Source organism: Halomonas daqiaonensis (genome assembly GCF_900109725.1).
GTDB lineage: Bacteria > Pseudomonadota > Gammaproteobacteria > Pseudomonadales > Halomonadaceae > Halomonas > Halomonas daqiaonensis.
Genome location: NZ_FOBC01000009.1, coordinates 92,172 through 111,854 on the forward strand (window position 1 = coordinate 92,172; position 19,683 = coordinate 111,854).

The window sequence follows — 19,683 nt, forward strand, 5'->3', positions numbered from 1 at the left end:
CCCCATGCTGAGCTTTGCACTCGGAATCGGCACCCAGAATACCCAGGGCGACTGGCTGGAAATCTATTATCCGGCCCCACTGCTCAAGCCCGACGCCAGTCTGGTGGCCGCCGCCGCCAAGATACTCGACGCCCCCGACGGCAATGCCGCCGTCAGCTTCCTGCCCGAGCATTGCAGCGAGCTGGCCGGTGCGCTGAAGGCCGCCGGCCACGAGGAGCAGGCCGAACTGGCCGAGTCCCTGGCCGCGAGCCGTCGACCGCTGGTGGCCATGTTCCTGGACGTGGACACCCCGCCCCAAAGTGCCCCGGAGGTCTATCTCAAGCTACACCTGCTCTCCCACCGCCTGGTGAAACCCCACGGGCTCGACCTCACCGGCATGTTCGGCCTGTTGCGCAACATCGCCTGGACCAGTGAAGGGGCGATCGACATCGAGGAGCTACCGGCCCGCCGCCTCAAGGCTCGCCTGGAGGGCCGCCCGCTCTCCGTGGACTGCGTCGACAAGTTCCCCAAGATGACCGATTACGTGGTGCCCGGCGGCGTGCGCATCGGCGACACCGCCCGAGTGCGCCTGGGTGCCTACCTGGGGGAAGGCACCACGGTGATGCATGAAGGCTTCGTCAACTTCAATGCCGGCACCGAGGGGCCGGGCATGATCGAGGGCCGCATTTCCGCCGGGGTGATGGTCGGCAAAGGCTCGGACCTCGGCGGCGGCTGCTCCACCATGGGTACCCTCTCCGGCGGCGGCAACATCGTCATCAAGGTGGGCGAGGGCTGCCTGATCGGTGCCAATGCCGGCATCGGCATCCCGCTGGGCGATCGCTGCACCGTGGAAGCCGGCCTCTACCTCACCGCCGGCGCCAAGGTCACCCTGCTTGACGATCAGGGCCAGGAGGTCGAGACGGTGGCCGCCCGCGAGCTGGCCGGCCAGGACGACCTGCTGCTGCGTCGCAATTCGCAGAACGGCCGCATCGAGTGCCTCACCAACAAGAGCGCCATCGCGCTCAACGAGGCGCTGCATGCCAACAATTGAGCCGCCGGCGCTCTCCCCGACCCTGGCTCTCGCCTTCGAGCTGATCCGGCGCCCCTCGGTGACGCCGGACGATCTGGGCTGCCAGGACCTGATGATCGAGCGCCTCGAGGCGCTCGGCTTCCGGATCGAGCGCCTGCCGTTCGGCGATGTGGAAAACTTCTGGGCGACCCGTGGCCACCATGGGCCGCTGCTGGCCTTCGCCGGCCACACCGACGTGGTCCCCAGCGGCCCCCATACCCACTGGGACTTCCCGCCCTTCGAGCCGTGCATCGATGAGTCGGGCATGCTGCGGGGGAGAGGTGCCGCCGACATGAAGGGTAGCCTGGCGGCAATGGTCATCGCGGTGGAGCGCTTCGTGACGGCCCATCCGGACCACCATGGGCGAATCGGCTTTCTCATCACCTCCGACGAGGAGGGGCCGGCTATCGACGGCACCCGGGCCGTGGTAGAGCACCTGCGCGAGACACATGACCGTCTCGACTACTGTATCGTCGGCGAGCCCTCCTCCACTGACCGGCTCGGCGACGTGATCAAGAACGGTCGACGCGGGTCGCTGGGCGGAGTGCTGCGTGTCCGGGGCATTCAGGGCCATGTGGCCTATCCGCACCTGGCGCGCAATCCCGTCCACCAGGCGCTACCGGCGCTGGACGCCCTGGCACGGGAGCACTGGGACGCCGGCAATGCCTTCTTCCCCGCCACCAGTTTCCAGATCTCCAATATCCGCTCGGGGACCGGCGCCACCAATGTGATCCCGGGTGATGTCGAGGTGGTGTTCAACCTGCGTTTCTCCACCGAGGTGACCCACGAGCAGCTCATGCAGCGCACTGAGGCATTGCTGGATGCCCATGGCCTCGACTATCACCTGGACTGGACTCTCAACGGCGAGCCCTTCCTCACCGCCGAGGGCGAACTGGTAGAGGCCGCCGTGTCCGGCGTCGAGGATGCCCTAGGACACCGACCTGCGCTCTCCACCGCCGGCGGCACGTCCGACGGGCGCTTCATCGCCACCCTGGGCAGCCAGGTGGTCGAGCTCGGCCCCAGCAATGCCACCATTCACCAGGTCAACGAGCGGGTCCGGGCCACGGATCTCGATGACCTCAGCCGGGTCTACCAGGCGATCCTCGCCAGACTCTTCGTCAACGGCACGGCACGGCCCTGAGGCGCCCATGCAATCCTATCCCGATATCGAGATCTACCTGGCGCACTGTGACATCGCGCGCCTGGATGCCTGGCTCCAGCAGGCCATCGCCGCCGAGCCGTTGTCGCCCGCGGGCAAGGGCAAGTGGCGCACCCTCGGCCTAGCTGCCGCCGGAGAGGTACCGGTACTTGTGGTGGAGAAGGCCGCCGACGGCTTTGCCAGCCTATGGTTCGACAGCGCCAGGACGCCCTGGACCACCGACACGGAGTGCGCCCGGGAGGCCGCCGCCCGGCTGGGCTGCGAGGTGCGCTGCTCGCTGGGGGGCTGGCAGCCCGGTGACGACCCGGACCGCTTCGTGCAGGTGCTGCCCGACGGGAAGGAGCAGGCAATCGACTGGCCCGACTCCGGCCAGTGACCCCGCCCCATGCCAGACGCGACAACGCCCCGCCGAGGCGGGGCGTTGTCATGAAAGGCTGGAAACCAGCGGTGTTTACAAGCTAGAAGCCGCCGAGCGATGGCCAAGCGCTTCGATTCAAGTAATCACGGTGACGTCGTCGGCCTGCAGCCCCCGCTCATTCTGGATGATGTGGTAACGCACCTTCTGGCCCTCGGCCAGGGTACGATGCCCTCGCCCGCGGATGGCACGGAAATGTACGAAGACATCCTCGCCATCGTCACGGGTGATGAAGCCGTACCCCTTGTTGACGTTGAACCACTTGACCTCGCCGATCTCGCGATCATCGTCCTCGACCTCGGCCAGGTTGACCAGTTGGGGCGTCAGGGCATTGACCGCCAGGGTGGCGACCAGCAGCACCAGGAAGACGGCGGCGACGGCGGCGAAATAGACCACGGCCACGCCACCCACCTGGAGGCTGGAAAACAGCTCACGGGACAGTACGCCGCCGGTGAGATGGACGAATAGGGCAATCAGCAGCGGGGCCGGCGCGGCCAGCAGCAGGCTGATGAGACTACAACGAAACACGACCTTTCGATTCATGGACCTGTAAAACTCTCTTGTCGGGGTGAAAGGAAGGAACAAACCATCATGGAGGTGCCACGATGAACGGCGACACCCAGCGCGAGAATTCTACCATGGGCACCGATTCAACGCCCGCCGAGCTAACGCGGCGGCTCGAGGCCCTGGAGAGCCGTATCGCCTACCAGGAGCACTGGCTCGACACCCTCGACGAGGCCGTGGCCGGACAGGAACAGCGGATGTCACGCCTCGAGCGACTCAATGCGCTGATGCAGGAGCGACTGCGCGACAAGCAGCGGGCACTACAGGAGGGAGATGCGACGGCACCCGAACCCATGGACGAGGTGCCGCCGCATTATTGACCCAAGCTTCAAGTAGCAAGGCATGTTGGCGGCGCCATCTGGGCAAGCGGCGCCGGGGACAGGTCTGGAGGGGGTCCTACGCCAGGGATGGCGTCGGTAGCGCCCATGGACGGGTTCACAGCGCCCCCGAACAGGCCTGTCGACGGATGAGCCGCGCATTCATGCGCCAACAGCCGCTATAGGACCAGCGTTGTCAAAGCTCGTCCAGATAGCGCTCGGCATCCAGCGCGGCCATGCAGCCAGTGCCGGCGGAAGTGACGGCCTGGCGGTAGACATGATCCATCACATCGCCGGCGGCGAACACGCCCGGTACGCTGGTCGCCGTGGCATTACCGCCGAGGCCCGACTTGACCTTGATATAGCCGCCGGCCATGTCGAGCTGGCCCTCGAAGATGCCGGTATTGGGGCTATGGCCGATGGCGATAAACAGCCCGGGAGCCTGGATTTCCTTTGTCTCGCCGGTCTCGGTGGACGTGAGGCGCACCCCGGTCACGCCGCTGTTGTCGCCCAGCACCTCATCCAGGGTCTGATTCCACTCCAGCACCACGTTGCCGTTCTCGGCCTTCTCGAACAGCTTGTTCTGGAGGATCTTCTCGGCACGCAGGCTCTCGCGACGGTGCACCAGGGTCACCTTGGAGGCGATGTTGGAGAGGTAGAGCGCCTCCTCGACGGCGGTATTGCCGCCGCCCACCACGACCACTTCCTGCTTGCGATAGAAAAAGCCGTCGCAGGTCGCGCAGGCCGAGACCCCCTGCCCCATGAACTTCTGCTCCGACTCGAGCCCCAGATAGCGAGCACTGGCGCCGGTAGCAATGATCAGGGCATCACAGGTGTAGGTGCCGTTGTCGCCCTTCAGCGTGAAAGGGCGCTCACGCAAGTCCACTTCCTGCACATGGTCGAAGAGCACCTCGGTGTCGAAGCGCTCGGCGTGGCGCTTCATGCGCTCCATCAGCTCGGGGCCCTGGACGCCGGCATCATCTCCCGGCCAGTTGTCCACGTCGGTGGTGGTCGTCAACTGGCCACCGGCCTGGATGCCGGTGATCAGCAGCGGCTTCAGATTGGCCCGGGCCGCGTAGACGGCCGCGGTATAGCCGGCGGGGCCGGAGCCCAGGATGATCAAGCGTTCGTGACGCGCATCGCTCATGGAGGACCTCGTAATGGATCGGGATGAATCGGTCGGATAACGCCCGGCGGGAGAGCCTACAGCACTTCGTCGTCACGCCCCAGCGTGACCTGAAAGGTGCTCTCGTCCTCCAGGTCGACATCGATGCGAACCTGGATCGGCGCACAGCAGATGTGGCAGTCCTCCCAGGTGACCTGACTGCCCTGGGTGGTATCGACCAGCAGATCGAAGGGCGCATCGCAGTAAGGACAATGCACACGACGCGACGCCAGCTGTTCCTCGTGCATCTGGCCTCCTGGAAGCCTCATGCCGTATTGCAGCAATATGAGGGGGTGTGGCCGGCATTTCAAGGGAGCCCGAACGGCATCCGCTCCAGGCGACGCTTGAAAAGGCCATCTATCATGACCATGTAACCACGATGGTGCCAGGATGGTGCCCTCACTCCCTGCGATGCGAAAGGAGGACAGACAGCATGAGCAACGAGTCCACACCGGATACCCTGCAGACGCTGGACGCCGGCGGCACGACCTATCACTTTCACAGCCTGGAGAAGGCCGCAGACGCCCTGGGCAACATCGACCGCCTGCCCAAGACCCTGAAGATCCTGCTGGAAAACCAGTTGCGCTTCGCCGATGACGAGAGCGTTGCCCGCGAAGACATGCAGGCACTGGTCGACTGGCAGCAGCAGGGCCACTCCGACCGCGAGATCGGCTATCGCCCGGCGCGTGTGCTGATGCAGGACTTCACTGGCGTGCCCGGGGTCGTCGACCTGGCCTCCATGCGCGCCGCGGTGGAATCCCTCGGCGAGGATCCTGCCCGCATCAACCCGCTGTCGCCGGTAGATCTGGTCATCGACCACTCGGTGATGGTCGACAAGTTCGGCAACCCCGCGGCATTCAAGGACAACGTGGCCATCGAGATGGAGCGCAACCGCGAGCGCTACGAATTCCTGCGCTGGGGTCAGGATGCCTTCGACAACTTCCGTGTGGTACCGCCGGGTACTGGTATCTGCCACCAGGTCAACCTCGAGTACCTGGGCAGGACCGTCTGGACGAAAGAACAGGACGGCAAGACGCTGGCCTATCCAGACACCCTGGTGGGTACCGACTCCCACACCACCATGATCAACGGCCTGGGCGTGCTCGGCTGGGGCGTGGGCGGTATCGAGGCCGAGGCCGCCATGCTCGGCCAGCCGGTCTCCATGCTGATTCCCGAGGTGGTGGGCTTCAAGCTTACCGGCAAGCTGCGCGAGGGCATCACCGCCACCGACCTGGTACTGACAGTCACCGAGATGCTGCGCAAGAAGGGCGTGGTGGGCAAGTTCGTCGAGTTCTACGGCGATGGCCTCAAGGACCTGCCGGTGGCCGACCGCGCCACCATTGCCAACATGGCCCCGGAGTACGGCGCCACCTGCGGCTTCTTCCCGGTAGACGAGGAGACGCTGACTTACCTCCGCCTGACCGGCCGCGAGGACGCCCAGATCGCCCTGGTAGAGGCCTACAGCAAGGCCCAGGGCCTGTGGCGCGAGCCCGCCGACGAGCCGATCTTCAGCGACACCCTGGCGCTGGACATGACCGAGGTCGAGGCCAGCCTGGCCGGGCCCAAGCGGCCTCAGGATCGCGTTGCCCTCCAGGACATGAAGGCGACCTTCGTCAAACTGATGGGCGAAAACGGTGACACGCTTCCCGACACCGACAAGGGGAGCCTGCTTTCCGAAGGCGGCCAGACTGCCGTGGGTGTGGAGGAGAGCTACGAGCACCACGACAGCCAGGAGGTGGAGTTCGAGGGCGAGGCCTTCAAGCTCAACCCGGGAGCGGTAGTGATCGCCGCCATCACCTCCTGCACCAACACCTCTAACCCCAGCGTGATGATGGCCGCCGGGCTACTGGCACGTAATGCCCTGGCCAAGGGCCTCAAGTCCAAGCCCTGGGTGAAGACCTCACTGGCGCCCGGTTCCAAAGTAGTGACGGATTATCTCGAAGCTGGCGGCGTCAACGACGACCTCGACGCCCTGGGCTTCAACCTGGTGGGCTATGGCTGCACCACCTGCATCGGCAACTCCGGACCGCTGCCGGAGCCCATCGAGAAAGCCATAGAGGAGGGTGACCTTACCGTGGCCTCGGTGCTATCGGGTAACCGCAACTTCGAAGGGCGCATACACCCGCTGGTCAAGACCAATTGGCTTGCCTCGCCGCCGCTGGTGGTGGCCTATGCCCTGGCCGGCAACGTCCAGCTCGACCTGACCCGCGACCCGCTGGGCACGGATAACGACGGCAACCCGGTCACCCTCAAGGACATCTGGCCCAGCCAGGCGGAGATTGCCGAGGCGGTGGAAAACGTCAACACCGAGATGTTCCGCAAGGAGTATGCTGAGGTATTCGACGGCGACGAAACCTGGAAGTCGCTCGATGTGCCCGAAAGCCAGGTCTACCAGTGGTCGAAGGATTCCACCTACATCCAGCACCCACCCTTCTTCGAAGGCATGGGCCGTGAGCCGGCAGAGGTGGAAGATGTCAAGGACGCCCGGGTTCTAGCCATGCTCGGCGACTCGGTGACCACCGACCATATCTCGCCGGCCGGTGCCATCAAGCCCGACAGCCCCGCAGGGCGCTACCTGCAGGAGCGAGGTATCAAACCGGTTGACTTCAACTCCTATGGTTCGCGGCGTGGCAATCATGAGGTGATGATGCGCGGCACCTTCGCCAACGTGCGTATCAAGAACGAGATGCTCGATGGCGTGATCGGCGGCGAGACCCGCCACGTACCCTCCGGCGAGCAGATGGCGATCTATGACGCCGCCATGAAGTACCAGCAGGAGGGCACGCCGCTGGTGGTGATCGCCGGCAAGGAGTACGGCACGGGTTCCAGCCGCGACTGGGCCGCCAAGGGCACCCGCCTGCTCGGTGTGCGCGCGGTTCTGGCCGAGTCCTACGAGCGCATCCACCGTTCTAACCTGATCGGCATGGGCGTGGTCCCGCTGCAGTTCCCGGACGGCGAGAGCCGTACAAGCCTGGGCCTGACCGGCGACGAGACGGTCTCCATCGAGGGGCTCTCCGACCTCACCCCGGGCGGCAAGGTCAAGGTGACCATCGCCTCCGACAAGGGCGAGAAGAAGCTCGAGGCCCTGTGCCGCATCGATACCGGCAACGAGCTGGAGTACTACCGCCACGGCGGTATCCTCCACTACGTGCTGCGCAAGATGATCGGTTCAGCCTGACCAAGACTGCCAAGCGCGAACGGCCCCGCCGGGTTACCCGGCGGGGCCGTGTTCATTCCAGGCGAAGCCTCAGAAGGAGCGGCGGCGGTAACGCCGATACATCGGCGACCAGCTACTGCGCTCGATGGCCTCGCGCAGCTTGATGCCGTTGGTCTTCAGCGCCACACCCTCGCCCTGGGCCTGGGCAGCCACATCGAAGGCGATCACCTTGGAGAGCTCACGGATATGGGAGAGCGGCGGCAGCAGCGCCCCCTCCCCGTGCTTGACCAGCGGTGCCTCGCGGGCCAGCGCCCGTGACGAGGCCATCAGCATGGCGTCGGTGACGCGCTTAGCCCCGGCGGCCACCACACCCAGGCCGATCCCCGGAAAGATGTAGGCGTTGTTGCACTGGGCGATGGGAATGCTGCGACCATCGTGCTCCACCGGCGGGAAGGGGCTGCCGGTGGCCACCAGGGCCGCACCGTCCGTCCAGCGAATGACATCCTCCGGCACCGCCTCAGCCCGGGAGGTAGGGTTGGAGAGCGGCATGATCACCGGCATCTCACAGCCGGCATGCATGGCCCGGACCACTTCCTCGGTGAAGATGCCCGGCATGCCGCACACGCCGATCAGTACCGTGGGCTCAACACGATGTACCACCTCGAGCAGCGCCTGGCCATCCCAGTCAGCCACCATCTCTGGGTCATGGGCCAGCCGACCCTGGAAGTCGCGAAGCCAGACCTGATTGGAAGTGACCAGGCCCTCGCGGTCGACCATGTAGATACGCGAGCGCGCCTCTCTCTCGGTCAGGCCCTCGGCCTGCATGGCCACCACCACCTGCTCGGCGATGCCGCAGCCAGCGGATCCCGCGCCGACGAACACCACCCGCTGCTGGCTGATGCCCTGCTCACGGGCCTGACAGGCAGCCATCAGGGTGCCCACCACCACCGAGGCAGTTCCCTGAACGTCGTCGTTGAAGCAGCAGAGTTCGTTCCGATAGCGGTCCAGCAGTGGCAGGGCATTGGCCTGGGCAAAGTCCTCGAACTGCAGCAACACATTCGGCCAGCGTCGCTTCACCGCAGTGATGAACTGCGCCATGAAGGCATCGTACTCCTCCTGAGAGACCCGCCGGTGGCGCCACCCCATGTACATGGGATCGTCGAGCAATGCCTGGTTGTTGGTGCCCACATCGAGCATGATCGGTTGGGTGTAGGCCGGGCTGATGCCGCCACAGGCGGTGTAGAGCGCCAGCTTGCCGATAGGGATGCCCATGCCGCCGATGCCCTGGTCGCCCAGCCCCAGGATGCGTTCGCCGTCGGTGACCACGATCACCTTGACCTTGTCCTTGGTGGAGCTGTGCAGGATGTCATCCATGTGGTCGCGGTCGGGGTAGGCAATGAACAGCCCCCGGTGATTACGGTAGATATTGGAGAATTCCTCGCACGCCTTGCCGACCGTGGGGGTGTAGATGATCGGCAGCATCTCCTCGAGGTGCTCCGTGACCAGTCGGTAGTAGAGCGTCTCGTTGTCGTCCTGGATGGCGCGCAGGTAGACGTGCTTGTCCAGATCGTTCTGGCACTGACTGTACTGGCGATAGGCCCGTTCTACCTGCTCCTCGATGCTCTCGACGTTCTCCGGCAGCAAGCCGATCAAGTTGAACTCCAGGCGCTCTTCGCGGGTGAAGGCACTGCCCTTGTTGAGCAGCGGCATCTCGAGCAGCGGCGGGCCGGCATAGGGGATGTAGAGGGAACGCTTCTGGTCGATGGTCATCTCTCGCCTCGATACGGTGACTGGAACGGGCCATTGACGCTCTGCGGCGCCTTCTCATCAACTCTAGCACGCCGACAACGACGACAGTCCCGGGCTGGAGCCGGGGCGTCAACGCTGAGGGCGGGCTAGTGGCTCAGTGACTCTACGCTACAGGACGGCGGGCACCCGAGAGCACCCGCAATATCGACTTGTGCGATCGCAAATCAGACAAAGCGCCCGAGTCCCGCCGACTGGCGCAGGCGATCCATGAAGGGCGCTGCCTCGGCACGTGCCCGCTCGGCGCCCTTGATCAGCACCTGCTCGATGTGACCGGGGTCCTCCATCAACGCCTGGTAGCGCTCGCGGGGTTCGCGCAGCTGCTCGTTGAGCAGTTCAAAGACGCGGTTCTTGGCCTCACCCCAACCGATGCCATTGGCATACTCGGTGCGCATGGCCTCGGCCTCGTCGCCCGTGGCAAAGGCCGAGTAGATCTGGAACAGGGTGCAGGTCGCGGGGTCCTTGGGCTCGCCGGGCTCCAGAGAGTTGGTCTTGATCTTGCGCACCAGTTTCAGCAGTTTCTTCTCGGAGACGAACAGCGGGATGGTGTTGTTGTAGCTCTTGGACATCTTGCGGCCATCCAGGCCGCCCAGGACCTCCACGCGCTCGTCCACCACGGCATCGGGCAAGGTGAAGTACTGCCCCTTGTAGAGGTGGTTGAAGCGTCCGGCGATATCGCGGGCCATCTCGATGTGCTGGATCTGGTCGCGACCCACCGGCACCTTGTTGGCGTTGAACATCAGGATATCGGCGGCCATCAGTACCGGGTAGCCGAACAGCCCCATGGTGATGCCCTTGTCCGGGTCCTGGTTGCCGGCGGCCTCGTTCTCTGCCACTGCTGCCTTGTAGGCGTGGGCGCGATTCATCAGCCCCTTGGCGCAGACGCAGGAGAGCAGCCAAGTCAGCTCGGGGATCTCGGGCACGTCCGACTGGCGATAGAAGATGGCGTTGTCGGTATCCAGGCCCAGCGCCAGCCAGGTGGCGGCGATTTCCAGGCGCGATTCCTGCACCCGGCGTGGGTCCTGGCACTTGATCAGTGCGTGTAGGTCGGCGAGGAAGTAGTAGGACTGGACGTTCGGGTCCTGGCTCGCTGCGATGGCAGGCTTGATCGCCCCCACGTAGTTGCCCAGATGGGGGGTGCCGGTGGTGGTGATGCCGGTGAGAACGCGGGTCTTCTCGGAAGCTGCATTCATGAGGTAAGCGGACTCTGCTGTCGGAAATGGCCGCTATGGTAACGCGAGGCCCCGACCAAGGCGACCGAGCAAGTTAGTGAACTATATGTCGAGTCAACCCGGAGAAGCGGCGCCGAGGATAGGCCGAAGCGGAGGTCCTAAGCCTGGGGTGAGGAGCACTGCTCCGAACGGGCTGGCCAATGATGACCAGCACCGGCCCTGCAAGTGGAGCGGAACGCGAGAGCGCAGCAGGGCATCGGTAGCGCCCACGGAAGGGTTCACAGCGCCTCCTCGCAGAGCTGTCGCCGGGATAGCCGCGGATTCAGGCCCTGACGGTGGAGCGCCAGGAAGCTCTCCACCTACGTCCTTGCCTACTTTAGCAACTCTCCCGGATCGACATATTGAAGTCCAAGGGCCTCGGCCACCGCCTTGTAGGTCACCTGGCCATCGTGGACGTTGAGGCCAGCGGCGAAGTGGGCGTCGTCGGCCAGCGCCTGTTGCCAGCCCTTGTCGGCGAGTGCAATGACGAACGGCAGGGTGGCATTGGTCAGTGCCTGGGTGGAGGTGCGTGCCACGGCGCCAGGCATATTGGCCACACAGTAGTGCACGATCCCGTCTACGATGTAGGTCGGGTCGGTGTGGGTGGTGGCCCGGCTTGTCTCGAAGCAACCGCCCTGGTCGATGGCCACGTCTACCAGCACGCTGCCGGGCTGCATCTCGGCAAGCATCTCGCGGGTGATCAGCTTGGGCGCAGCAGCCCCCGGGATCAGCACGGCACCGACGATCAGGTCGCACTCGTGCACTGCTTCGTCGATGGTGTCGGCCGTGGAAAACACCGTCTTCATGCGGCCCTGATAGCGATCGTCCAGGGTCTCGAGACGCGGGATCGACTTGTCGAGCACCGTGACCTCGGCACCCAGGCCAAGCGCCATGCGCGCGGCGTTCTCGCCTACCACACCGCCGCCGATCACGGCCACCCTGGCCGGCGCCACGCCGGGCACCCCTGGCAGCAGAACGCCCGAGCCGCCCTGGGCCTTCTCCAGGCTGTGGGCACCGGCCTGGATGGCCATGCGCCCTGCCACGGTGCTCATCGGCGCCAGCAATGGAAGACCGCCCTGGCGGTCGGTGATGGTCTCGTAGGCGATGCAGGTGGCACCGCTCTCCATCAGGCCGCGGGTGAGCTTTTCCTCGGCGGCCAGGTGCAGGTAGGTGAAGAGTGTCTGGCCGGCCTTGAGACGTGCGACCTCCTCGGCCTGCGGCTCCTTGACCTTGAGGATCAGCTCGGCACCGTCCCAGACCTTGGCCACATCGGTCTCGAGGCACGCACCGGCAGCCTCATAGGCGGCATCCGGAAAGCCAGCACCCTCGCCGGCACCGGCCTGGACGGTAACCCTATGGTCGCGGGCAACGAGTTCCCGGGCCCCGGTGGGGGTCAGGGCGACACGATACTCGTGGTTCTTGATCTCCTTGGGCACGGCGATCTGCATGGCTTTCTCCTGCTCGCTGTTGTTGGGTAGCTTTCCTCCCTATTACAGCACAGGTAGTCCATACACGATGAGCTCGCGCGGAAGAACGGAAAATGTCGACAAGAGAAGGCTTCTTAACCAGATATCTTTCTTCCCGCCAACGCCTCTACAGGAAACCCTTCCACACCGCTCCGAGGTCGCCTGGAGGCGTCTCGCCCAGGGGAGAGTCAGACAGGCCACAGGCTGTCTCAGGACTCTCGGTGGGTGCCACAGCTCCAGCAGGTATCGAAGACGCCTTCGAGGTGCTCCCCGCATCCCGGACAGGTCCATGCCGGACGGTCATTCGCCCCTTCCAGTGTCTGCTGGATCAGGGCCTCGGCCCGTTCGCGGTTATGGGGCGCCACCCAGACTTCAGGTTCGCACTCCCCCAGCGGCAGCTCACCGGCGCCGCCACCCAGGCTCATGTTGCGCAGCTCTGCGGGAATGCCGGCTGCGGTCAGCACGTTGTGCACGTGACTGACCAGCAGCGCATTGGAATGCGCAAAGGCGCGAACGTAGCCGAGAAGCATCGCGAACTAGTCCCGGAAGACGCGCATGCCCAGGGCCTTGAGATAGGACGTTTCGGGAATGGCCGGATGGACCGGGTGATCCGGCCCCTGGTGGCCCTGGAACAGGATCTGTCCCTGGCGATCCTGGTGACGCACTGCCCCGCGCACCACATCCACCAGGCGCTCCGGGGTCAGGTGCATGGAACAGGAGGCGGAGAGCAGAAGGCCGTCGCGTCCCAGCAGTCGCATCGCCTCGCGGTTGAGCTTGCCATAGGCACGCTCGCCATTGGGAATATCCTTGCGCTTGCGAATGAAGGCGGGCGGGTCGAGGATCACCACGTCGAACTCCTCGCCCTCGGCCTTGAGGGCCGCTAGGACCTCGAAGGCATCGCCCTCGCCTACCGCCACCTGCTCGTGAAGCCCGTTCAGGGCGGCATTCTCGGCGACATGCTCGAGTGCCGGACCCGAGGCATCCACGCAGAGCACCTCCCGGGCACCGTTGGCCGCGGCCTGAATGCCCCAGCCACCCACATAGCTGAACAGATCGAGCACCCGCTTGCCGGCCACCAGGCCATTGAGCCAGGCACGGTTGACCCGGTGATCGAAGAACCAGCCGGTCTTCTGGCCGTCGAGCACCGGGGCAACGAACTGCACGCCGTTCTCCTCCAGCAGCACTCGGTCGGGCAACTCACCCTTGACGACCTCGACGCCGGCCTCCAGGCCCTCCTGGCGGCGCCCGCTGGTATCGTTGCGCAGCACCACCGAGGACGGCGACAACACCTTGTCCAGGGCGTCGAGGAGCTCGGGCAGTACTGCCTGCATGCCGGCAGTATTGAGCTGCACGACCAGCACGTCGCCGAAGCGGTCGATCACCAGCCCCGGCAGCAGGTCGCCCTCGCCGTGCACCAGGCGATAGAAGGGCTTGTCGAAGAGGCGTTGGCGCAGCGCCAGTGCCTGGTTGAGGCGGTGGACCAGCAGCGAGCGATCGAGCCCCTGCGACGGGTCGCGGGAGACCATGCGCGCGCAGATCAGCGAGTGCGGATTGACATAGGCGACCCCCATGGCCTTGCCATTGGCGGCCTCGATCACCACCTGCGCGCCGGGCTCGATCTCCTTGATCGGCGTGGCCTGGGTGTCGATCTCGTTGGAATAGAGCCAAAGATGGCCGGCCTTGAGGCGACGGTCGGCGTTCTTCTTCAGGCGCAGTGAGGGGAGTGCGGTCATGGGGGTGTCTCGTGAAAGGGTGGAGGGGCGTCGGCGGGGCCGCGCCGCCATCAGGTCTGGCAGTGGCCGCAGAACACGCTGGCCCGCTGGCCCAGGGTCACCAGGCGCAGTTCGGCGCCACAGCGCCGGCAGGGCTGGCCATCGCGCCCGTAGACATTGAGTCGCTGCTTGAAGTAGCCCGGCTCGCCGGTGCCGCTGACGAAGTCGCGCAGGGTGGTGCCGCCCTGAGTGATGGCGGCGGCCAGCACCTCGCGCACCGCCGCCGCGAGCCGCGCGTAACGCTCCCGGGAGATGCGCCCGGCCTCGCGGCGCGGGTCGATGCCGGCCAAGAATAGGGCCTCGGCGGCATAGATATTGCCTACCCCAACCACGACGGCGTTATCCATGAGGAAAGGCTTCACCGCCAGGCGGCGCCCGCGGGAGAGCCAGTAGAGGCGCTCGCCATCGAAGGCCTCCGAGAGGGGTTCCGGCCCCAGCCGCGCCAGGCGAGTGTCCTGCTCCTCGCTGCCGGCCAGCCAATCAACGAAGCCAAAGCGACGCGGGTCGTGATAGCGCAGGATGGCGCCATCGTCGAGCACCAGGTCGAGATGGTCATGCTTCTTGGGCAATTCGCCCAGGCGGGCGATACGCAGGCTGCCGGACATACCCAGGTGCCAGAGCAAGGTGCCGCCCTTCTCGTCCTGCCCCGGCCGGGAGAGCGGCAGCAGCAGGTACTTGGCACGCCGGGCGAGCTTGCCGATGCTCGCCCCGACCAGCCGCTCGACGAGGTCCGCCGGCACTGGCACGCGCAGGTGAGCCTGGCGCACGATCACTTCGACGATCTCGCGGCCTTCCACATGAGGAGCGATACCACAGCGAGTGGTCTCGACTTCGGGCAGCTCGGGCATGGTCTCGTCCGGAGGGGCGGCAATACGCAAGAACCCGACCATGGGGCCGGGTTCAAGCTGACAGGCTTGTACCTGCGGTGGAAGCGACCAAGAACTACTTGATCTTACCTTCCTTGTACATCACATGCTTGCGGACGACCGGGTCGAACTTCTTCATTTCGAGCTTATCCGGGGTATTCCGCTTGTTCTTGTCGGTGGTGTAGAAGTGACCGGTACCGGCACTGGAAATCATTCTGATCTTGTCGCGCATGACGGTTGTCTCCCGTGGTAAATCGCTTAGACGGCTTCGCCGCGCTTGCGGATATCGCCGAGCACCGCCTCGATGCCCTTCTTGTCGATGATGCGCATGCCCTTAGAGGATACGCGCAGCTTGACGAAGCGCTTCTCGGCCTCCACCCAGAAACGGTGGGAATGCAGGTTCGGCACGAAACGACGGCGCGTCTTGCGCTGGGAGTGTGAAACGTTGTTACCAGTCACCGGGCGCTTGCCGGTAACCTGACATACTTTGGACATGAGAGCCTCCAACCGCTTGGCCAGGTGGTTAGACCTGAGTGTTCAAAACCTGTCGGGCAAACCGGGACGAGCCCGTCGTCATTTGACCCAAGGGAATTCAAAGGGTGCACTTTATACCAGATGCCTCCGCATTCGGCAAGCGACGCGGCGTATCATAACCACCCCCGCTCCGCGAAGGAGACGACTTCCCCATCCCCCACCACGAAATGGTCCAGCACGCGGACCTCGAACAGCCCGAGCGCCTCGCGTAGCCGCTCGGTGATGCGCCGGTCGGCATCAGAGGGCTCGGCCACGCCGGAAGGGTGGTTGTGGGCGAAGATGATGGGGCCGGCGCCCAGCTCCAGGGCGCGGCGGGCCACCTCGCGAGGGTAGACCGAGGCGCTGTCCAGGGTGCCACAGAACAGCGATTCGTAGCGGATCACGCGATGCTGGCTGTCGAGGAAGAGCGCGGCAAACTCCTCGTGGCCGAGATGACGCAACCGAGCTGCGAGGTAGGCACGCACCAGCGTTGGCGAGGTCAGCACATCGCCCCGGCTCAGTTGGCTGGCGAGATGCCGTCGCGACAGCTCAAGAGTGGCCTGGAGCTGGGCATACTTGGCCATGCCCATGCCGCGTTCGGCGCAGAAGCGCGCCTGGTCGGCCTCCAGCAGCTGGCGCAGCCCGCCAAAGGCGGACAGCAGGTCGCGAGCCAAGTCCACCGCCGAGCGCCCCTCCACGCCGACACGCAGAAAGATCGCCAACAGTTCCGCATCGGAGAGCGCCTCCGCCCCCAAGGCTAGCAACTTTTCCCGGGGACGCTCCCCCTCCGGCCAGTCCCGAATCGACATCCCCGCCTCCCTGCCTGACGCCATTGATTCTCAGTGTAGTCGGCCCGGCGGCTACGCAAGGTGCAACGCCGATGGTAAGGTAGGCGCCTGTTCATCTTCCCGGGGTCACGCCCATGTCTTCGCTTTCCGGACGGCGTTTGCTGCTCGGTATCAGTGCTGGCATCGCCGCCTACAAGAGCGCCCAGCTCGCCCGCCTGCTCACGCAGGCAGGGGCCGAAGTGCGCGTGGTGATGACCGAGGGCGCCCAGGCCTTCATCACGCCACTGACGCTCCAGGCGCTGACCGGAGAAGCGGTGCGCACCTCGCTGCTCGACCCCGAGGCCGAGGCCGGCATGGGGCATATCGAGCTGGCCCGCTGGGCCGACACCATCCTGATCGCCCCAGCCACTGCCGACCTGATGGCGCGCCTCGCCCAGGGCCTGGCAGACGACCTGCTGACCACCCTGTGCCTGGCAAGCGAAGCCGAGAAAGTGATGGCCCCGGCCATGAACCAGGCCATGTGGCGTCATCCTGCCACCCAGCGCAACGCGGGCCAGTTGGCCGAGGACGGCTGGCAGCTGCTTGGGCCGGACAGCGGTGGCCAGGCCTGCGGCGATGTGGGGCCAGGCCGCATGCTCGAGCCAGAGGCGATCCTGGTAGCGCTGCTTTCCACGGCGACCGACGCCGCGACCTCCATGGCGCCCTCAGGGGCATCTCACGAAATGTCGGCCAGGCCGGAAGCGTCACGGGAGGCAGAGGGCCTGACCGTCACCATCACTGCTGGCCCCACCCGGGAGCCGCTGGATCCGGTGCGCTACCTCTCCAACCACAGCTCCGGCAAGATGGGCTTCGCCCTGGCTGGCGCCGCCGCCTCGCTGGGGGCCCGAGTACGGCTGATCAGCGGCCCGGTCGCCCTGCCGACACCAGACGGCGTCGAGCGCACCGACGTGGAGTCGGCCCGGGAGATGCACGAGGCCGCCCAGCGGTTGGCCGCCGACAGCGATATCTTCATCGGCTGCGCCGCCGTCGCCGACTATCGGGCCGAGTCGGCCGCCGAGCACAAGATCAAGAAGGTCGAGGGCGAGGAGGGCCTCACCCTGCGGCTGGTCAAGAATCCCGACATCATCGCCTCCGTGGCCGCCCTGCCCCAGGCACAGCGCCCACTGGTAGTGGGGTTCGCCGCCGAGACCCGCGACCTGGAGGCCTACGCCCGGGACAAGCTGACCCGCAAGGGGCTCGACATGATCGTTGCCAACGATGTCTCCCGGGCCGGGCTCGGCTTCGGCAGCGACGACAACGCCGCCCTCCTGCTGTGGCGTGAAGGTGATGGCGAAGGCGGCGAGAGCCTCGCGCCCCAGCCCAAGTCGCAGCTCGCCCTGGCGGTGATGCGCCGTGCCCTGGCCTGCCTGGCGCAATATCACGCCCCCTGACACCGAATGCCCGAGGATTTCCGATGTCCAGCCTCAGCGATCGCCCTCGCCTCGCCGTCCGGTTACTCGACGAGCGCCTGCGTGACTTCATGCCCCACTACTCCACCCAAGGCTCGGCCGGCATGGACCTGCGCGCCCTGCTGGATGCACCCCTGACCCTGGCACCCGGGCAGTGCGAACTGGTGCGCACGGGGCTTGCCATCCACATTGCCGACCCGGGCCTCGCCGGGATGATCCTGCCCCGCTCGGGGCTGGGTCACAAGCATGGGATCGTGCTCGGCAACCTGGTGGGGCTGATCGATTCCGACTACCAGGGCGAGCTGATGATCTCCACCTGGAACCGTGGCAATGCACCCTTCACCATCGAGCCCCTCGAGAGGCTGGCACAGTACGTGCTCGTTCCCGTGGTGCATGCCGAGCTGGAGGTCGTCGATGCCTTCGACACCAGCCACCGGGGGGCCGACCCGCGTGGCACCGGCCAACGTGGCACCGGAGGATTCGGCAGCTCCGGTCGTCACTGACACAACCCACAGGGACGATACCCAGCCACACGATACCCATACAGGACGGACCCCATGACCCAGGAAGCGCACCAGGCAGTCCCCGCCTCCATCTTTCGTGCCTACGATATTCGCGGCATTGTCGACGAGACCCTGACCGAGACGAGCGTCGCGCTGATCGGTCGAGCCATCGGAAGCGAGGCCCGGTCTCGCGGTGAGTCCACCGTGGTCGTCGCCAGGGACGGGCGCCTCTCCGGCCCGCGACTGCTGGCGGCCCTGACCCACGGCCTGATGGCGTCGGGTTGCGACGTCGTCGACATCGGCATGGTTCCCACCCCGGTGCTCTACTTCGCCACCCATGTGATCGAGGGAACGGCCTCTGGCGTGATGGTCACCGGCAGCCACAACCCGCCGGACTACAACGGTTTCAAGATCGTACTGGGCGGCGAGACGCTCTCCGGCGACGCCATTACCGCGCTGCACACCCGTATCACGGAGGGCGAGCTGGTCTCGGGCCAGGGCAGCGTGAGTGAACAGGATCTGCGCGAGGCCTACTTGGAACGTATCCTCGGCGACGTCACCCTCGACCGCCCGCTCAAGGCGGTGGTGGACTGCGGAAACGGCGTCGCCGGCGAGCTGGGCCCACAACTGGTAGAGAGACTCGGCGCCGAGACACTCCCGCTGTTTGCAGAAATCGACGGCACCTTCCCCAACCACCACCCGGATCCGGGCAAGCCCGAGAACCTCCAGGACCTGATTCGCACTGTGCAGGAGACCGGCGCGGACATCGGCCTCGCCTTCGACGGCGACGGCGACCGCCTGGGCGTGATCACGCCGAGCGGCACGCTGATCTACCCCGATCACCTGCTGATGGCCTTCGCCGAGGACATGCTGTCGCGCAACGCCGGCGCCCGCGTGATCTTCGACGTCAAGTGCACCGGCAACCTGACGCGGGTGATCGAGGAAGCCGGCGGAACACCGGAGATGTGGCGCACCGGTCACTCGCTGATCAAGGCGCGCATGAAGGAGACCGGTGCCCTGCTGGCCGGCGAGATGAGCGGCCACATCTTCTTTCAGGAGCGCTGGTATGGCTTCGACGACGGCCTCTACGCCGCCGCACGCCTGCTGGAGATCCTGTCGAAGCAGGCTGACGACGCCGACACCTTCTTCGCCCGCTACCCCCAAGATGTGGGCACCCCGGAGATCAACATCACGGTGACCGACGAGACCAAATTCGATCTGGTGGCCAGGCTAGCTCGTGAGGGCGACTTCGGCGAGGACGGTATCAAGACGACTCTGGACGGCATTCGTGTCGACTACCCGGACGGCTGGGGCCTGTGCCGCGCCTCCAATACCACGCCGGTGCTGGTGCTGCGCTTCGAGGGTAAGGACGACGCCGCCCTGGCACGCATCCGCAGCCGCTTCGCCGACGCCCTCGCCCAGGTGTCGCCCGACCTCACACTGCCCCTCTGAAGGGCATTCGCCACATACAGGACAGGATCCCGA

20 protein-coding genes are annotated in these 19,683 nt (G+C 65.7%); 8 read left to right on the top strand and 12 right to left on the bottom strand.

The features are described from left to right. The first annotated feature begins 4 nt into the window (after nt 1-4). The 3 genes from dapD to BMY30_RS09135 are packed head-to-tail and all read left to right on the top strand — an operon-like array spanning nt 5 to nt 2,583. A complete protein-coding gene (dapD, locus tag BMY30_RS09125) occupies nt 5-1,030 on the top strand; it encodes a 2,3,4,5-tetrahydropyridine-2,6-dicarboxylate N-succinyltransferase (protein WP_089712794.1) in 1,026 nt (341 codons plus the stop codon). Beyond that, nucleotides 1,017-2,189, top strand: coding sequence for a succinyl-diaminopimelate desuccinylase (gene dapE, locus BMY30_RS09130; protein ID WP_089712796.1), 1,173 nt, complete (start codon nt 1,017-1,019; stop codon nt 2,187-2,189). Before dapD ends, dapE begins: the two co-directional genes overlap by 14 nt. 7 nt (nt 2,190-2,196) lie before the next feature. Continuing rightward, nucleotides 2,197-2,583: a hypothetical protein gene (locus tag BMY30_RS09135; protein WP_089712798.1), complete on the top strand. Its 387-nt coding sequence runs from the start codon at nt 2,197-2,199 to the stop codon at nt 2,581-2,583. Nucleotides 2,584-2,700: 117 nt separating this feature from the next. On the opposite strand, the gene BMY30_RS18290 is transcribed toward BMY30_RS09135, so the two are convergent. Continuing rightward, on the bottom strand, nt 2,701-3,165 hold the full coding sequence (locus tag BMY30_RS18290; protein ID WP_089712800.1) for a cold-shock protein: 465 nt from the start codon (nt 3,163-3,165) through the stop codon (nt 2,701-2,703). A 95-nt stretch (nt 3,166-3,260) separates the two neighbouring features. On the opposite strand from BMY30_RS18290, the gene BMY30_RS09145 reads away from it, so the two are divergent. Beyond that, the gene (locus tag BMY30_RS09145) at nt 3,261-3,506 is read left to right on the top strand and encodes a SlyX family protein (protein WP_089712944.1); all 246 of its coding nucleotides are present in this window, start codon (nt 3,261-3,263) and stop codon (nt 3,504-3,506) included. 193 nt (nt 3,507-3,699) lie between these two features. Here the strand turns inward: BMY30_RS09145 and trxB are convergent, their stop codons facing one another. Both trxB and BMY30_RS09155 read right to left on the bottom strand, forming a co-directional pair. Continuing rightward, complete coding sequence (trxB, locus tag BMY30_RS09150; RefSeq protein ID WP_089712801.1) at nt 3,700-4,650, bottom strand: thioredoxin-disulfide reductase; 951 nt, start codon at nt 4,648-4,650, stop codon at nt 3,700-3,702. 56 nt (nt 4,651-4,706) lie between these two features. Next, nucleotides 4,707-4,916 (bottom strand): zinc ribbon domain-containing protein, encoded by a 210-nt coding sequence (locus BMY30_RS09155; protein WP_089712803.1) that lies wholly within the window; start codon nt 4,914-4,916, stop codon nt 4,707-4,709. Between the two features lie 185 nt (nt 4,917-5,101). Between BMY30_RS09155 and acnA the strand changes: the two genes are divergently transcribed. Then, nucleotides 5,102-7,846, top strand: a complete 2,745-nt coding sequence (acnA, locus tag BMY30_RS09160; protein ID WP_089712806.1) for an aconitate hydratase AcnA — start codon at nt 5,102-5,104, stop codon at nt 7,844-7,846. A 69-nt stretch (nt 7,847-7,915) separates the two neighbouring features. Here acnA and BMY30_RS09165 read toward each other — a convergent pair whose 3' ends face one another. The 9 genes from BMY30_RS09165 to radC all read right to left on the bottom strand — a co-directional run bounded on the left by BMY30_RS09165 (nt 7,916) and on the right by radC (nt 16,268). After that, nucleotides 7,916-9,595: an NAD-dependent malic enzyme gene (locus BMY30_RS09165; protein ID WP_089712808.1), complete on the bottom strand. Its 1,680-nt coding sequence runs from the start codon at nt 9,593-9,595 to the stop codon at nt 7,916-7,918. Nucleotides 9,596-9,798: 203 nt separating this feature from the next. Then, nucleotides 9,799-10,824 (bottom strand): tryptophan--tRNA ligase, encoded by a 1,026-nt coding sequence (gene trpS / locus BMY30_RS09170; protein WP_089712811.1) that lies wholly within the window; start codon nt 10,822-10,824, stop codon nt 9,799-9,801. Between the two features lie 350 nt (nt 10,825-11,174). Next, nucleotides 11,175-12,290, bottom strand: a complete 1,116-nt coding sequence (gene ald, locus BMY30_RS09175; RefSeq protein WP_089712813.1) for an alanine dehydrogenase — start codon at nt 12,288-12,290, stop codon at nt 11,175-11,177. 227 nt (nt 12,291-12,517) lie between these two features. Further along, nucleotides 12,518-12,838, bottom strand: a complete 321-nt coding sequence (locus BMY30_RS09180; protein ID WP_089712814.1) for a putative signal transducing protein — start codon at nt 12,836-12,838, stop codon at nt 12,518-12,520. 6 nt (nt 12,839-12,844) lie between these two features. Further along, nucleotides 12,845-14,041, bottom strand: coding sequence for a class I SAM-dependent rRNA methyltransferase (locus BMY30_RS09185; protein ID WP_089712816.1), 1,197 nt, complete (start codon nt 14,039-14,041; stop codon nt 12,845-12,847). Between the two features lie 50 nt (nt 14,042-14,091). Beyond that, the gene (mutM, locus tag BMY30_RS09190; RefSeq protein WP_089712947.1) at nt 14,092-14,928 is read right to left on the bottom strand and encodes a bifunctional DNA-formamidopyrimidine glycosylase/DNA-(apurinic or apyrimidinic site) lyase; all 837 of its coding nucleotides are present in this window, start codon (nt 14,926-14,928) and stop codon (nt 14,092-14,094) included. A 94-nt stretch (nt 14,929-15,022) separates the two neighbouring features. Beyond that, the gene (gene rpmG / locus BMY30_RS09195) at nt 15,023-15,178 is read right to left on the bottom strand and encodes a 50S ribosomal protein L33 (protein WP_089712818.1); all 156 of its coding nucleotides are present in this window, start codon (nt 15,176-15,178) and stop codon (nt 15,023-15,025) included. 26 nt (nt 15,179-15,204) lie between these two features. Further along, the gene (rpmB, locus tag BMY30_RS09200; RefSeq protein ID WP_089712820.1) at nt 15,205-15,441 is read right to left on the bottom strand and encodes a 50S ribosomal protein L28; all 237 of its coding nucleotides are present in this window, start codon (nt 15,439-15,441) and stop codon (nt 15,205-15,207) included. Between the two features lie 152 nt (nt 15,442-15,593). Next, on the bottom strand, nt 15,594-16,268 hold the full coding sequence (gene radC / locus BMY30_RS09205; RefSeq protein ID WP_089712822.1) for a RadC family protein: 675 nt from the start codon (nt 16,266-16,268) through the stop codon (nt 15,594-15,596). A gap of 113 nt (nt 16,269-16,381) precedes the next feature. Between radC and coaBC the strand changes: the two genes are divergently transcribed. The 3 genes from coaBC to BMY30_RS09220 are packed head-to-tail and all read left to right on the top strand — an operon-like array spanning nt 16,382 to nt 19,650. Then, nucleotides 16,382-17,677, top strand: a complete 1,296-nt coding sequence (gene coaBC / locus BMY30_RS09210; protein ID WP_089712824.1) for a bifunctional phosphopantothenoylcysteine decarboxylase/phosphopantothenate--cysteine ligase CoaBC — start codon at nt 16,382-16,384, stop codon at nt 17,675-17,677. A 23-nt stretch (nt 17,678-17,700) separates the two neighbouring features. Next, nucleotides 17,701-18,198 carry a dUTP diphosphatase gene (dut, locus tag BMY30_RS09215; RefSeq protein ID WP_089712825.1) on the top strand — a complete coding sequence of 166 codons (498 nt, stop codon included), beginning with the start codon at nt 17,701-17,703 and terminating at the stop codon, nt 18,196-18,198. A gap of 54 nt (nt 18,199-18,252) precedes the next feature. Next, nucleotides 18,253-19,650, top strand: a complete 1,398-nt coding sequence (locus tag BMY30_RS09220) for a phosphomannomutase/phosphoglucomutase (RefSeq protein WP_089712827.1) — start codon at nt 18,253-18,255, stop codon at nt 19,648-19,650. Nucleotides 19,651-19,683 lie beyond the last annotated feature (33 nt).

Coding starts and splice junctions, on each gene's coding strand:
- dapD (WP_089712794.1), top strand. CDS start 5: ATGCTGAGCTTTGCACTCGGAATCGGCACCCAGAATACCCAGGGCGAC.
- dapE (WP_089712796.1), top strand. CDS start 1,017: ATGCCAACAATTGAGCCGCCGGCGCTCTCCCCGACCCTGGCTCTCGCC.
- BMY30_RS09135 (WP_089712798.1), top strand. CDS start 2,197: ATGCAATCCTATCCCGATATCGAGATCTACCTGGCGCACTGTGACATC.
- BMY30_RS18290 (WP_089712800.1), bottom strand. CDS start 3,165: ATGAATCGAAAGGTCGTGTTTCGTTGTAGTCTCATCAGCCTGCTGCTG.
- BMY30_RS09145 (WP_089712944.1), top strand. CDS start 3,261: ATGGGCACCGATTCAACGCCCGCCGAGCTAACGCGGCGGCTCGAGGCC.
- trxB (WP_089712801.1), bottom strand. CDS start 4,650: ATGAGCGATGCGCGTCACGAACGCTTGATCATCCTGGGCTCCGGCCCC.
- BMY30_RS09155 (WP_089712803.1), bottom strand. CDS start 4,916: ATGCACGAGGAACAGCTGGCGTCGCGTCGTGTGCATTGTCCTTACTGC.
- acnA (WP_089712806.1), top strand. CDS start 5,102: ATGAGCAACGAGTCCACACCGGATACCCTGCAGACGCTGGACGCCGGC.
- BMY30_RS09165 (WP_089712808.1), bottom strand. CDS start 9,595: ATGACCATCGACCAGAAGCGTTCCCTCTACATCCCCTATGCCGGCCCG.
- trpS (WP_089712811.1), bottom strand. CDS start 10,824: ATGAATGCAGCTTCCGAGAAGACCCGCGTTCTCACCGGCATCACCACC.
- ald (WP_089712813.1), bottom strand. CDS start 12,290: ATGCAGATCGCCGTGCCCAAGGAGATCAAGAACCACGAGTATCGTGTC.
- BMY30_RS09180 (WP_089712814.1), bottom strand. CDS start 12,838: ATGCTTCTCGGCTACGTTCGCGCCTTTGCGCATTCCAATGCGCTGCTG.
- BMY30_RS09185 (WP_089712816.1), bottom strand. CDS start 14,041: ATGACCGCACTCCCCTCACTGCGCCTGAAGAAGAACGCCGACCGTCGC.
- mutM (WP_089712947.1), bottom strand. CDS start 14,928: ATGCCCGAGCTGCCCGAAGTCGAGACCACTCGCTGTGGTATCGCTCCT.
- rpmG (WP_089712818.1), bottom strand. CDS start 15,178: ATGCGCGACAAGATCAGAATGATTTCCAGTGCCGGTACCGGTCACTTC.
- rpmB (WP_089712820.1), bottom strand. CDS start 15,441: ATGTCCAAAGTATGTCAGGTTACCGGCAAGCGCCCGGTGACTGGTAAC.
- radC (WP_089712822.1), bottom strand. CDS start 16,268: ATGTCGATTCGGGACTGGCCGGAGGGGGAGCGTCCCCGGGAAAAGTTG.
- coaBC (WP_089712824.1), top strand. CDS start 16,382: ATGTCTTCGCTTTCCGGACGGCGTTTGCTGCTCGGTATCAGTGCTGGC.
- dut (WP_089712825.1), top strand. CDS start 17,701: ATGTCCAGCCTCAGCGATCGCCCTCGCCTCGCCGTCCGGTTACTCGAC.
- BMY30_RS09220 (WP_089712827.1), top strand. CDS start 18,253: ATGACCCAGGAAGCGCACCAGGCAGTCCCCGCCTCCATCTTTCGTGCC.